14 protein-coding genes and 1 tRNA gene are annotated in these 12,382 nt (G+C 74.1%); 5 read left to right on the top strand and 10 right to left on the bottom strand.

Annotation, left to right across the window (positions count from 1 at the left end):
• The 5 genes from ACN6LD_RS40815 to ACN6LD_RS40795 all read right to left on the bottom strand — a co-directional run.
• Positions 1-353: (2Fe-2S) ferredoxin domain-containing protein (locus ACN6LD_RS40815; RefSeq protein WP_445045791.1), on the bottom strand; the 353-nt coding region annotated here is incomplete at its 3' end.
• A 5-nt stretch (positions 354-358) separates the two neighbouring features.
• A complete protein-coding gene (locus ACN6LD_RS40810) occupies positions 359-898 on the bottom strand; it encodes an NUDIX hydrolase family protein (RefSeq protein ID WP_107105374.1) in 540 nt (179 codons plus the stop codon).
• A 15-nt stretch (positions 899-913) separates the two neighbouring features.
• On the bottom strand, positions 914-2,050 hold the full coding sequence (locus ACN6LD_RS40805) for an amidohydrolase family protein (RefSeq protein ID WP_445045790.1): 1,137 nt from the start codon (positions 2,048-2,050) through the stop codon (positions 914-916).
• A 1-nt stretch (position 2,051) separates the two neighbouring features.
• On the bottom strand, positions 2,052-3,455 hold the full coding sequence (locus tag ACN6LD_RS40800; protein WP_445045789.1) for a glutamine synthetase: 1,404 nt from the start codon (positions 3,453-3,455) through the stop codon (positions 2,052-2,054).
• A 35-nt stretch (positions 3,456-3,490) separates the two neighbouring features.
• A complete protein-coding gene (locus ACN6LD_RS40795; protein WP_319189822.1) occupies positions 3,491-4,282 on the bottom strand; it encodes an SAM-dependent methyltransferase in 792 nt (263 codons plus the stop codon).
• A gap of 131 nt (positions 4,283-4,413) precedes the next feature.
• On the opposite strand from ACN6LD_RS40795, the gene ACN6LD_RS40790 reads away from it, so the two are divergent.
• Positions 4,414-5,277 carry a Cof-type HAD-IIB family hydrolase gene (locus ACN6LD_RS40790; protein WP_319189820.1) on the top strand — a complete coding sequence of 288 codons (864 nt, stop codon included), beginning with the start codon at positions 4,414-4,416 and terminating at the stop codon, positions 5,275-5,277.
• 11 nt (positions 5,278-5,288) lie between these two features.
• On the opposite strand, the gene ACN6LD_RS40785 is transcribed toward ACN6LD_RS40790, so the two are convergent.
• A complete protein-coding gene (locus tag ACN6LD_RS40785; protein ID WP_319189818.1) occupies positions 5,289-5,999 on the bottom strand; it encodes a response regulator transcription factor in 711 nt (236 codons plus the stop codon).
• A 203-nt stretch (positions 6,000-6,202) separates the two neighbouring features.
• Between ACN6LD_RS40785 and ACN6LD_RS40780 the strand changes: the two genes are divergently transcribed.
• Positions 6,203-7,447 (top strand): amidohydrolase, encoded by a 1,245-nt coding sequence (locus ACN6LD_RS40780; protein ID WP_445045792.1) that lies wholly within the window; start codon positions 6,203-6,205, stop codon positions 7,445-7,447.
• A gap of 34 nt (positions 7,448-7,481) precedes the next feature.
• Here ACN6LD_RS40780 and ACN6LD_RS40775 read toward each other — a convergent pair whose 3' ends face one another.
• The 3 genes from ACN6LD_RS40775 to ACN6LD_RS40765 all read right to left on the bottom strand — a co-directional run bounded on the left by ACN6LD_RS40775 (position 7,482) and on the right by ACN6LD_RS40765 (position 9,118).
• Positions 7,482-7,964 (bottom strand): Dps family protein, encoded by a 483-nt coding sequence (locus ACN6LD_RS40775; RefSeq protein WP_319189816.1) that lies wholly within the window; start codon positions 7,962-7,964, stop codon positions 7,482-7,484.
• Positions 7,961-8,218, bottom strand: a complete 258-nt coding sequence (locus tag ACN6LD_RS40770; protein WP_319189814.1) for a WhiB family transcriptional regulator — start codon at positions 8,216-8,218, stop codon at positions 7,961-7,963. The genes ACN6LD_RS40775 and ACN6LD_RS40770 overlap by 4 nt, the downstream gene beginning before the upstream one ends.
• Positions 8,219-8,299: 81 nt before the next feature.
• The gene (locus ACN6LD_RS40765; RefSeq protein WP_319189813.1) at positions 8,300-9,118 is read right to left on the bottom strand and encodes an alpha/beta hydrolase; all 819 of its coding nucleotides are present in this window, start codon (positions 9,116-9,118) and stop codon (positions 8,300-8,302) included.
• 101 nt (positions 9,119-9,219) lie between these two features.
• Here ACN6LD_RS40765 and ACN6LD_RS40760 point away from each other — a divergent pair, with 101 nt between their 5' ends.
• Positions 9,220-10,407 (top strand): thiolase family protein, encoded by a 1,188-nt coding sequence (locus ACN6LD_RS40760; protein WP_319189811.1) that lies wholly within the window; start codon positions 9,220-9,222, stop codon positions 10,405-10,407.
• Between the two features lie 138 nt (positions 10,408-10,545).
• The gene (locus ACN6LD_RS40755; RefSeq protein ID WP_319189809.1) at positions 10,546-11,319 is read left to right on the top strand and encodes a sulfite exporter TauE/SafE family protein; all 774 of its coding nucleotides are present in this window, start codon (positions 10,546-10,548) and stop codon (positions 11,317-11,319) included.
• Positions 11,320-11,432: 113 nt separating this feature from the next.
• On the opposite strand, the gene ACN6LD_RS40750 is transcribed toward ACN6LD_RS40755, so the two are convergent.
• Positions 11,433-11,963 (bottom strand): DUF309 domain-containing protein, encoded by a 531-nt coding sequence (locus tag ACN6LD_RS40750; RefSeq protein WP_445045788.1) that lies wholly within the window; start codon positions 11,961-11,963, stop codon positions 11,433-11,435.
• 100 nt (positions 11,964-12,063) lie between these two features.
• Here ACN6LD_RS40750 and ACN6LD_RS40745 point away from each other — a divergent pair.
• Positions 12,064-12,137, top strand: a tRNA-Pro gene (locus ACN6LD_RS40745).
• Positions 12,138-12,382 lie beyond the last annotated feature (245 nt).

The raw sequence follows: 12,382 nt of genomic DNA, 5'->3' as shown, positions 1-12,382 counted from the left end.
GAAGGGAAGGCAAGGCCGGGACCACCCGCCGCCGCCCACGCCAGGATCTCCTCCGTGCAGTCGTCGTCCATGGCGAAGCCGACCCAGGCGGCCCGGCCGCCCGCCCTGCGGCCGGCGGCCGAGGGCTGCACGACGATCACGTTCGCCTGGTCGCAGGGGCCGAGGCAGTCGGTCGTGTGGACGGCGAAGCCGCCGCCCGACGCGGACGCGGCCCCACGCAGCCGCGCCAGCTGCCACTCGTGGTCGAAGCCGGGATGCTTGCCGCCGTCGCCGCAACAGCAGCCCCTGCACACCACGATCGTGCAGGGGCGGCTCGCGGCGGCTCCGACCAGCGCGCGCTGGGCCGGCGGCATCCCGGTCAGGAGGCCGAGAGGCCCACGTGGGCCAGGGCCTGCCGGAGCAGGAACCCGTGCCCGCCGGGCATCTCGCTCTGCACCGCCAGGGAGGCGGCCTCCTGCGGGCTGAACCACACCAGGTCCAGCGCGTCCTGCCGGGGGCGGCAGTCGCCCGTCACCGGCACGATGTAGGCCAGCGACACGGCGTGCTGGCGCGGGTCGTGGTACGGGGTGAGGCCCTGCGTCGGGAAGTACTCGGCCACCGTGAACGGCTGGAGCGAGGTCGGCACCCGGGGCAGCGCCACCGGGCCGAGGTCCTTCTCGAGGTGGCGCAGCAGAGCGTCCCGGACGCGTTCGTGGTGCAGGACGCGGCCGGACACCAGAGTCCGGTTGACGTTGCCGTCCGGCCCTATCCGCAGCAGCAGGCCGACGCTGGTGACTTCGCCGCTGTCGTCGACGCGCACGGGCACGGCCTCGACGTACAGGATCGGCATACGGGCGCGTGCCATCTCGAGCTCGTCGGAGCTCAGCCAACCCGGTGTGGTCTCGGTCAAGTCAGACATTGTTCGATCATACTTTCAGTGTCCGTCGGGAAGCCGGTAGACCCGGCGGGCGTTGTCGGCTCCGGCCCGGCGCGCCAGGCACAGCGCGTCGGGAAGGCTCAGTTCGCCCGCGTCCACCCGGTCCTGGAGCAGGTCTCCGAGACCCCGGCGGAAGGCCAGCGCGCCGAGCCAGTAGAACTCCGACACACCATAGGCGTCCGAGCTGTAGAGCAGTTTGCGGAACGGTGTGATCTCCAGCGCCTCCTCCAGGACCGCCCGCGCTCGCACGGGACCCACATGATGCAGGGTGAGCCCCACGTCCAGGTACACCTGCTCGAACACCGCGGCCAGGTAGGCGGCTTGCCGCTGGTAGGGCCAGCAGTGCAGGAGCAGCACAGGGATGGTGCCCGCCATGAGGTGCAGCCAGTCCGTGAGATGCGTCGGATCCACCCGGTGCAGCCGGATGTCGTTGTCGCCGAACCCGGTGTGCAGTTGCAGCGGCAGCCCCAGATCGACCGCCGTCCACAGCAGATGCCGCATCAGCACCGGGTCCGCCAGCCGTCCGCCGCCCGCCAGCCAGCGCCGGGCGGCCCGGGTGACGTCGGCGTCCGCGGGCCGGGCCGGGTCGAGGTCGAACCCGGTCCGGTAGGCGGCCACCGACTTGACCCCCACCACCCCCGGCCGCCGGACCGCGTCCAGCGCGGCCGCCCGGAACGCGTCGGCGTACCCGTCGGCGTCGACGCCCCGCGCGGCGACGGCCTCGGCGACCGCCTCCAGCCGCACGACCTCGCGCGCGACCGCCTCTTCCGCGGCCGTGGCCAGCTCGGCGGGCGTGGTGACGCGGTGCGGGGCGAACCCGGTGTCGACGCAGAACACGCCGGTGCGGCAGGCCCGGAGGAACCGCCGGTTCACCTCCTGCGGGCCCAGTGCGGCGCGCCGGGCCAGATAGACGTCGGCGGGGGCGTGCGGGTCGAGGTCGAGCAGGGGCGCACAGTGGCGGCGCACCGCCACACCGACGGGCGTGTCGAAGGTGGAGAACCCCGGCCAGAGGCCCCCCTCGGTCAGCAGCGCCTCGAAACCGGGCCGGTCCAGCGGGTCGGTGACCACACCGTGGCAGTGCTGGTCGACCAGCCGCAGCTCCGCCAGCGCCTCGTGGACCGCCCGGCCGGCCATCTCAGTACACCCAGCGGTACGCGGCGGCGACCTGGTCGTCGTCGAGCCCGTCGACGGCGTCGATCTCGCCCTGCCGCACGGCGGTCACCGCGTCGGCGAGGACCGGGCCGAGGGCGGCGCGCAGCACCTCGTCGGCCCGGAACTCGGCGACGGCCCCGGCGAGCGAGGTCGGCAGCCGGCGCACCCCCCGGGCCGCGGCCTCGCCGGCGCCGAGCCGCACCGGGTCCCCGGTGCTCTCCTCGGGCAGCACCGCGCCCGAGGACATCCCGTCCAGCCCGGCCGCGATGAGGCAGCCGAGGACCAGATACGGGTTGGCGGCCAGGTCGACCGGCTTGACCTCCAGGTTCGCCTGTTCCGCGCGCCGGCCCGCGGTGCCCCGCACCAGGCGCACCGCGCACTCGCGGGTCTCCAGGCCCCACGCGGTGAACGCCCCCGCCCACTGCGAGGGCCGCAGCCGCAGAGCACTGGCCGGGCTGGGCGCGGTCACCGCCGTCAGCGCCGGGAGACGGGCCAGGACGCCCGCGGCGAACGCCTCCGCGTCGGCCGTCATGCCGTGCCGCCGGTCGCCGCCCGCGTGCAGGTTCACGCCGTCCCGCCACGCGGAGAGATGCACATGGCCGCCGTTGCCGACGCCCTTCGCCACGACCGCGGGGGAGAAGGAGACCCGCAGCCCGTGACGGCGGGCCACCGCCCGCACGGTCTGGCGGACGAGGACGCTGCGGTCGGCCGCCGCCACCGGGTCGAGAGCGCCCACGGAGATCTCGAACTGGCCGGGCGCGTACTCGGGATGGATCTGCTCGACGTCGACGCCCTGCGCCGCGCATGCGGCCAGCACGTCGGCGGTGTACTCGCTCAGCTCGACCTGTCGCGTCGCGCCGTACGCCGGTCCGCCGGCGGCCGGGACGAACTCGCCGGCGGGCGCGGAGTCCAGGCCGACCGCCCACTCGATCTCGACGGCCGCCCGGAAGGCGAGACCGTGCACCCGGGCCGCGTCCGCGACGACGTGGCGCAGGAACGTGCGGGAGCAGCCCGGATGACGGTCGCCGTCCTGGGTGACGCGGTCGACCGGCGCCCACGCCCAGCCGGGCTGACCCGCCAGAACGACCAGCCGGTCGAGGTCCGGGTAGAGGCGCAGATCGCCGTCGGGCGAGCCCAGCACGTCGGTCGTGACGACGGCGTCGTTCGCCAGGAACGTGTCGAACACCGGCGACATCCCGACGCCCCAGGCCGCCGCCGAGGCAAGCCTGCCCGTGGGGACCGCCTTCACCCTGCCGATCCCCGCGGTGTCGACGTAGGCCAGCACGACGCCGTGCACGCCCGCCGCGGCCAGCTCCCCGCCGAGCGCGGTCGCCCGCTCGACGTCCCCGGGACGTCCGCCGGGGACGGGATCGGCAAGGGTGGTCATACGTCCTCCACGATCGGCGCGTGCCCGTACGCCCGTCAGGGTTTCACGGCGACCGCGCCGTACTGCGGCACCACCGCGAGGGAGTCGGCCGTGCCGCGCCAGCGCGAGCACGACACCAGGCCCGGTTCCAGCAGCTCCAGGCCGTCGAAGAACGCGGCGATCTCCGCTCCGCTGCGGGCGGTGATCGGCGGCTTGGCGTTCTCGTTCCAGAACTTCATCGCCGGGATCTGACCCTCGCCGCCCACCTCGCCGTCGTGGGTGGGGTGCGTCAGGACCAGGAAGCTGCCGGAAGGGACGTCGGCCATGACCCGCCGGACGATGTCCCGGGCCGCCTCGACGTCCAGGACGAAGTTCAGGATGCCCAGCATCATCACCGCGACCGGCCGCGTGAAGTCCAGGGAGCGGCCCGCGCGTTCGAGGATCGCGGCCGGGTCGTGCACGTCCGCGTCGATGTAGTCGGTGCGGCCCTGTGCGGTGCCGGTCAGCAGGGTGCGGGCGTGCGCGAGCACGATGGGGTCGTTGTCGACGTAGACGATCCGCGACTCCGGCGCGATGCGCTGGGCGATCTCGTGGGTGTTGTCCGCCGTCGGCAGCCCGGTGCCGATGTCCAGGAACTGCCGCACGCCGCGCTCCTCGGCGAGGAATTGCACCGCCTGTCCGAGGAACCAGCGGTCCGCGCGGGCGATCTCCCGGATGAGCGGGAACATCCCGGCCACGTGCTCGCCGACGCCCCGGTCGACCTCGTAGTTGTCCTTGCCGCCGATCCAGTAGTTCCACACCCGCGCGTTGTGCGCCACGCTGGTGTCCAGCCGTCCCGGCCCGCTCACGTGACCGCCCCTTCCCGCGTCCTGCCCGCGCCCTGACGTGCCCCGGGCCTCTGCCGCCATTGTGCCGCCGGATGATCACCGTTGTCCCCGGTAGGGTGAAAATCCGGTCGTCCACCTACAGGAAGCAGCACATGCCGTACACGCACGCCCCCGGACAGGCCGCCTCCGAGCCCCCGACGGCTCCCGCAGACATCCGGCTGATCGTCACCGACATGGACGGCACGCTCCTCGACGACGAGAAGAAGGCGCCCGCGGACCTGTGGCGCGTGCTGGCGCTGCTGCGCGAGCGAGGCGTCCACTTCGCCCCGGCGAGCGGACGTCAGTACGCCACGCTGGCAGCGGACTTCGCCGAGGTCGCCGGGGCGGCCGAGGGAATGGCGTTCATCGCGGAGAACGGCGCGTACGTCGTGCGCGACGGGCAGGAGCTGAGCTCGGATCCGCTGGACCCGGCCGTCGTCGTGCAGGTGACGGAGGCCGTGCGCGAGCTCTCGGCCGCCGGCGTCGACGTCGGCGCCGTGGTCTGCGGGAAGCGGTCGGCTTACGTCGAGCGGGCCGACGAGCCGTTCGTGACCGAGGTGGCCAGGTACTACCTGCGCCACCGCGTCGTCGAGGACGTCACCGCCGTCGACGACGACATCCTCAAGATCGCCCTGTACGACTTCGGGTCGGCCGAGGAGAGCACCGCCCCGGCACTCGCGCCCTTCGCGCGGACCCACCAGGTCGTGGTCTCGGGCGAGCACTGGGTCGACGTCCTGAACCGCACCGCCCACAAGGGCGCCGCGCTGCGCCGCCTGCAGCACGAGCTCGGCGTCACGCCCGCGCAGACCATGGTGTTCGGCGACTACCTCAACGACCTGCAGATGCTGGACGCCGCCGACTGGTCGTTCGCCATGGCCAACGCCCACCCCGAGGTCGTGCGCAGGGCCCGCCACCTGGCGCCCTCCAACAACGACGACGGGGTGCTGCGCACCATCACGCGCGTACTGGGCCTCTGAACCCGGCGGCCTCAGGTCCGCGGCCGCGCGTGCCCGTGCTGCCAGGCCCAGGCCGCGATCTCGACGCGATTGCGGGCGCCCAGTTTCAGCTGGACGCTCGACAGGTGCGTCTTCACCGTGGACAGGGAGACGTGGAGCCCTGCGGCGATCTCGGCGTTGGTCCGGCCGAGGGCCACCAGCCGGACGACGTCCAGCTCCCGTTCGGTCAGCGGTTCGGCGAGCGTGTCCGGAAGGGCGACGGGCCGGTCGGCCGCCGCGGTCTGCGGGCCGGTCAGGTGCTGGAGCAGACGTACGGTCACCGACGGCGAGACCAGGGAGTCGCCCGCTGCGGCCGCCCGGACCGCCTCCGCGAGGAGCGTCGGTCCGGAGTCCTTCAGCAGGAAGCCGCAGGCGCCGCCGCGCAGCGCCCCGTACACGTACTCGTCGAGGTCGAAGGTGGTGACCACGACCACCCGCAGCGGGTCCCGGACGTCCGGTCCGGCCAGCAGCCGGGTGGCCGCGAGACCGTCCAGCTTCGGCATCCGGATGTCCAGCAGGCACACGTCCGGCCGCACGCTGCGGGCCAGCGCCACCGCCTCCTCGCCGTCGGCGGCCTCCGCGACCACTGTGATGTCCGGCTGCGCGTCGAGGAAGAAACGGAAGCCGGTGCGGACCATGTCCTGGTCGTCGGCGAGAAGGACCCGGATGGGGGCGGCGGGGCCCGACGGGCTCGGGGCGGTCATGGCTCGATCATGCCTCAGGTCGCGGCGCGGGACGGCGGGACGGCGAGGACGCCGGCCCTCCGGTGACGGCCGCTTCCGGCGGCTCCCCCTCGCGGCGAGACCGTGCGGCGATCGAACGTCCGGGGGCCGGCACAGGGACCGGGATCGGTACCGATCGGCCGACCGCGGCGGGGCGTCCCGCGTAACGTGGCCGCATGCGCGGAATGACCGAACCGGCCGTCGTCGCCCGCCTGGCCCGGGAGATCACCCCGGACCTGGAATCCGGGCGGCTGGAGGACTTCTACCAGGATCTGCACCGCCACCCCGAGCTGTCGTTCCGGGAGCACCGCACCGCCGCCGCCCTGACCGGGCGACTGCGGGCGGCCGGGTACCGAGTGACGGAGGGCGTGGCCCGCACCGGCGTGGTCGGGGTGCTGGCCAACGGCGAGGGGCCGGTGGTGTGGCTGCGCGGTGACATGGACGCGCTGCCCGTGAAGGAGGCGACGGGCCTCTCCTACGCCTCGACGACCGACGGCGTGATGCACGCCTGCGGCCACGACCTGCACGTCACCTGGCTGGCGACGGCCGCCGAGTCGCTCGCCGCCGCCCGCGAGACGTGGTCCGGGACGCTCGTCGTGGTCGGGCAGCCCGCGGAGGAGGTCGGCGGCGGAGCGGCGGCGATGGTCGCCGACGGCGTCCACGACCGCTTCCCGCGCCCCGACGTGCTGTTCGGCCAGCATGTCGCACCCGGGCTCGCCGGGTTCTACCCGCACACCCCCGGGCTGACCCTGTCGGCGTCGGACGACGTGGACGTCGTCGTGCACGGCGTGGGCGGACACGGGTCCCGGCCGGAGTCGACGGTCGACCCCGTGGTGACCGCCGCCTTCGTCGTGACCCGGCTGCAGACGGTGGTCGCCCGGGAGATCGCCGCGAACGAGTCGGCGGTGCTCACCGTGGGGCGCTTCCACGCCGGCACGACGTCCAACACCATTCCGGACGAGGCGCGGCTCGGGGTCAATATCCGCACCCAGGACACCCGGGTGCGGGCCCGGCTCCTCGCGGCGATCCAGCGGATCGCCGAGGCGGAGTGCGCCGCCGCGGGCTGCCCGCGCCCGCCGGACGTCACCGTTCGGCCCGGCTGCCCGACCACGGTCAACGACCCTTCGCTGGACGGTGAGATCGCCGCCGTCCACCGGGAACTCTTCGGTCCGGACGCGGTGTTCGACTTCGGCCAGGCGCTCGGCAGCGAGGACTTCTCCCTGCTCGCTCCGCAAGGCGTGCCGTACGACTACTGGTACGTGACCTCGACCCCGGCGCCGGTGTGGGAGGCGGCGCCGGGGGAGGGTGTGTGGGAGAAGGCGGCGGGCGTGCCGGGCAACCACAGCCCGCTGTTCGCGCCCGACCTCTCGGTGCTCGCGCCGGGTGTGCGCACCCTGGTCTCGGCGGCGCTGTCCCGGCTCGCCCGCTGAGGCCGCAGCGGCGCCGGCGCGGCGCCGGAGCGGGTCAGCTCTCGCGCGGCCAGTTCTCCGCCTCGAACATCCAGCGCTGCTTCTCGAGGTCGGCGGTGATGCCGATCAGCAGGTCCTGCGTCACCGGGTCCGCTTCCTCGGTCGCCGTGATCCGCTCGCGCAGCCGTGTGATGGCGGCCCCCAGGGACTCGGCGATCACCTGGACGACGTCCTCGTCCCGCACCCAGCCGTCCTTGGGGGAGGGCAGGGTGAACGCGGACGCGATCGTCTCGGGGCGGCCGTCCGGCGGCAGGCCCAGCGCGGCCGCCCGCTCGGCGACGGTGTCGGCGTAGGAGCGGGCCGCGGTGACGACCTCGTCCAGCTGGAGGTGGATCGAGCGGAACCGGGGGCCCACGATGTTCCAGTGCGCCTGCTTGCCGATCAGGGAGAGGCCGAGGAGATCCACGAGGGTGCCCTGCAGCGCGTCGAACGTGATCTGGCGGGCGGGCTCGGGCAGGGGGCTCTTCACGACAGTCATACGGTGCTCCTCCTCGTCGCGTCGTGTGGTGCGGTACGGAGCAGTTCCGCGCGCTCCAACTCGCCCGTACCGCCCCAGACACCCGAGGTCTGTCCACTGCCGAGGGCGTAGGACAGGCACTCGGCGCGCACCGGGCAGCGGGCGCAGACCCGCTTGGCCTCCGCGGCCTCCCGCAGGGCCGGTCCGGCCGTGCCCACGGGGAAGAACAACTCGGGGTCCTCGCCCACGCAGGCGGCGACGCGCAACCACTCCATGCAGGCGCGGGTGCCCCGGGCGTACCGCTGCAAACAGGTGCTTTCCCCGATTCCCCGGTCCCCCGGGGAGGGCGTCCGGGCTCAGGCGGAGAGGGCCCGGTCGAGGAAGCGGGTCAGGTCCGCGAACACGTCCGCCCTGTTCGTCTCGTGGAAGACCTCGTGCCGGGCGCCCGGGTAGATCCGCTCGGTGTGCGCGCCGCCGCCGAGCCGCTCGACGCCGGTCCGGCTGCCGGGCAGCGGCACCAGCCGGTCGTCGTCGCCGTGCAGCCACAGCAGCGGCAGCGCGCCGACGTCGCCGTGCTCGGCGACGGTCGCCAGGGTCCGTACGAAGGCCTCCAGCGTGGGCCGCTTCATCGGTCCGTGCCAGACCAGCGGATCCGCCGCGTACGCCGCGCCGACCGCCGGGTCGCGGGAGAGCGCGGCGGGGCTGACGGGAACGTCGGGGATCTCGTCGTACGCCAGCAGCCGCGCCGGCAGCGGCCAGTCGCCGATCACCGGGCCGGACAGCACCAGCGCGGCGAGACGGGCGCCGTGGCGCTGGGCGTACCGGGCCGCGATCAGGCCGCCCATCGAGTGCCCGATCACGACCAGCGGCAGGCCCGGGTGGGCGGCCACGGCGAGTTCCGCCACGGCGTGCAGGTCGGTGACGACGTCCTCGAAGTCCTCGATCACCACGCGCTCGCCCGCCGACCTGCCGTGCCCGCGGTGGTCGGGGGCGTGGACGGCCGCGCCGTGACCGGTCAGGACGCCGGCGAGTTCCTCGTAGCGGCCGGCGTGCTCGCCGTAGCCGTGCACCACGAGGGCCAGGCTGCGGGGGACCGGCGGTGACCACTCGCGCGCGGCGATCGTGCCGTGGGTCCCGGTGAGGAGGCGGGTACCGGTGACGACGGATGCGGTCATCGCTGCTCCAGCTGCGTCGGCGAAGGCGTCCGGGGATCTTCCCAGGGCGGCGCGTCGGGGTCTATAGTCGAAAACTAGCAGTGCTAATCAAGGAGTCCGTCGTGCGCCCCGTCCACTTCGCGGCCGCCCGCCGCACCCCCGTCGGAAGACTGCGCGGAGCCCTGTCCTCCGTCCGGCCCGACGACCTCGCCGCCGCCGTCGTCCGCGGGCTCGTCGCCGAGGTGCCCGCGCTCGACCCGGCCCGCGTCGACGACGTCTACTGGGGCGCGGCCAACCAGGCCGGCGAGGACAACCGCAACGTCGCCCGGATGGCCGCCCTGCTCGCCGGTCTGCCCGAGACCGTGCCGGGCGCGACGGTGAACCGGCTGTGCGCCTCCGGCCTCGAGGCCGTGACGACCGCGGCCCGCACCATCGCCGCGGGCGAGGCCGACATCGTGATCGCGGGCGGCTCCGAGTCGATGAGCCGTGCCCCCTTCGTCCTGGCCCGCCCCGAGGAGGCCCTTCCGCAGCGCGTCGAGACGGTGGACACCCGGCTCGGCTGGCGTCTGGTGAACCCCGCCATGAAGGACCTGCACGGACTGCTGGCCATGGGGGAGACGGCCGAGGAGGTCGCCGTCCGGTACGGGATCACGCGCCGACGCCAGGACGAGTTCGCCCTGCGCAGCCACCGGCTGGCCGCGCAGGCCCGGGAGAACGGCCACTTCGACGACGAGATGCTGCCGGTGCGGCGTCCCGACGGCGTGCTCGTCGACGTCGACGAGGGCATTCGCGAGGACACCTCGTACGAGAAGCTGGCCCGGCTGAAGCCGGTCTTCCGGGAGGGCGGCACGGTCACCGCCGGCAACTCCTCGCCCATGAACGACGGTGCGGCGGGACTCCTCCTGGTCAGCGAGGAGGCGCTCAACGAGCTGGGCCTCGAGTCGCTGGGCCGTTATGTCGCCGGGGCCTCCGCCGGCGTCCACCCCGACGTGATGGGGCTCGGTCCGGTGCCCGCCACCCGCAAGGCGCTGGCCCGCGCCGAGTGGAGCGTCGAGGACGTCCAGGAGGCCGAGTTCAACGAGGCGTTCGCCGCCCAGGCGCTCGCCTGCGTGGACAGGCTGGGCGTCGACCCCGACCTGGTCAACCCGAGCGGCGGGGCGATCGCCCTCGGCCATCCGCTGGGCGGTTCGGGAGCCCGCATCCTCACCACGCTCCTGCACCGCATGCGCCGTACCGGGGCCGAGCGCGGGCTGGCCACGATGTGCGTGGGCGTCGGACAGGGCACCGCGGTGCTGGTCGAACGGCACTGACGGCGCGCGCCCGCCGCACGCGCCGGTGACTCGCGCCCCTGGCCCGCGCCGTCCCCGGCCTCGGCTGCTCCGGGCGCCGGTCACCTGGCGAGACGGCCTGTCGGGTGTTCGACGGATGTGCGTAGCATCGGCCCCCGCATGAACACGATGACCCTGTGGCACATCACCGGCTGGGAGTTCGCCGCCCTCGCCCTCGCGGCCGTGCTCGTCGGCTTCTCCAAGACGGCCGTCAGCGGAGCCAACACGGTCAGCCTCGCCGTCTTCGCGGCGGTCCTGCCCGCCCGCGCCTCCACAGGCGTCCTGCTGCCGATCCTCATCGCCGGGGACGTCCTGGCCGTCCTCACCTACCGGCGGCACGCCCACTGGCCCACGCTGTGGCGGCTGTTCCCGGCGGTCGCGGCCGGCGTGGTCCTCGGCACGCTGTTCCTGGTGTGGGCCGACGACGGGATCGTCCGGACCTCGATCGGCGCGATCCTGCTGCTGATGGCGGGCGTCACGGTGTGGCGGCGGCGCACGGCCGACGCGGCGGACGACCCCGACGCCGTGGTCACCCGGGCCGGACGCCTCAAGGCCCGTTCCTACGGCGTGCTCGGCGGTTTCACCACGATGGTCGCCAACGCGGGCGGCCCGGTCATGTCGATGTACCTGCTCTCGGCCGGCTTCCGCAAGCTCGGCTTCCTCGGCACCTCGGCGTTCTTCTTCCTGATCGTCAACATGTCGAAGGTGCCGTTCAGCGTGGGCCTCGGCCTGATCGACGGCCGTTCGCTGCTTCTGGACGCCGCCCTCGTCGCGTTCGTCGTTCCCGGCGCGCTGTTCGGCAAGTGGGCGGTGCACCGCATCAACCAGCGGCTGTTCGAGCAGCTGGTGATCGCGGCGACCGTCGTGGGCGGACTGCAGCTGCTGCTGCGGTAGACGGCCCGGGAGCCGCCGGGAGCCGCCGGGGACACGGGGGCGGAAGCCGGACGCACGGAGCGGGGACGCACGGCGGCCGCCTTCGCCGAGGCGAGAACGGGCCGGGCCGGGAGTCAGCGCAGCCGCGGCGCCCGGGCCTGTGCGTCCACCGCCGCGCCCGACCGCTCCACCGAGGCCGCCAGCTCGCGCGCCCACCGTGCCAGCCCCGTGAGATCCAGCCCGTACGGCCGGTCCTCTCCCGCGCCGGCCGTCCACTCCTCGGCGGCCCCGGCGCCGCGCCGCAGCAGCCGCACCCCGCCCGTGAGGTTCCCCCGGGCCGCGTGCGTGAGACCCACGGCGAGCTGGGCGAGGCCCCGCCACAGGGTGCGCTCCGCAGCCGGGCCCGACTTCCAGGCGTCCTCGAACACCTCGTGCGCGTGGAAGGGCTTCCCGGCGTCCAGCAGCGCCTGCGCCTCGGCGACGGTCTCCTGCGGGGTGCGCACGAGACCCTCGGGCTGCCGCTCGACCCCGGGGGCCCCGTACGGCAGGGGCCGGCCGAGTCCGTCCCGGGGCCGGGCGTTGCGCGCCCGCCCCTCGCCGTCCCGGTCCCTGGCGCCGGCGGGCCGGTCGTCGCTCGTGCCTCCTGTGCTGCCCCAACGGTCCATATCCCGATTGTCCCGCGCGAGGGCCCGCTACGGCGCAGCGCTGCGAGTGGGGTAAAGTGCTGTTCGCGCGATCACACGGGCAACACCGTGCGGAGCGCACCGGGACGTGGCGCAGCTTGGTAGCGCACTTGACTGGGGGTCAAGGGGTCGCAGGTTCAAATCCTGTCGTCCCGACTTTTCGAAGTCGCAGGTCAGGGGCCGTTTCAGAGGAGATCTGAAGCGGCCCCTCGATCATTTCTCAGGGCACGGACGGGCACCGGCGCTGTCCGCCGGCCACGGGCCGGATCGCGACGCGAACCCCACCGGAGTTTTCAACGGGCGTGCCGTCAGCCCGGCTTGAGCGCCACCGCCCGGCCGTCGGAGGCAATCGTCGCCACCGGTCGGTCAGCGGCAGGCCAGAGCCCGTGCCGGAACGTTCC

The organism is Streptomyces sp. SAS_272, assembly GCF_052543235.1.
The sequence above is the reverse complement of the archived record's forward strand: the minus strand, read 5'-3'. Positions and strand labels throughout refer to the sequence as shown.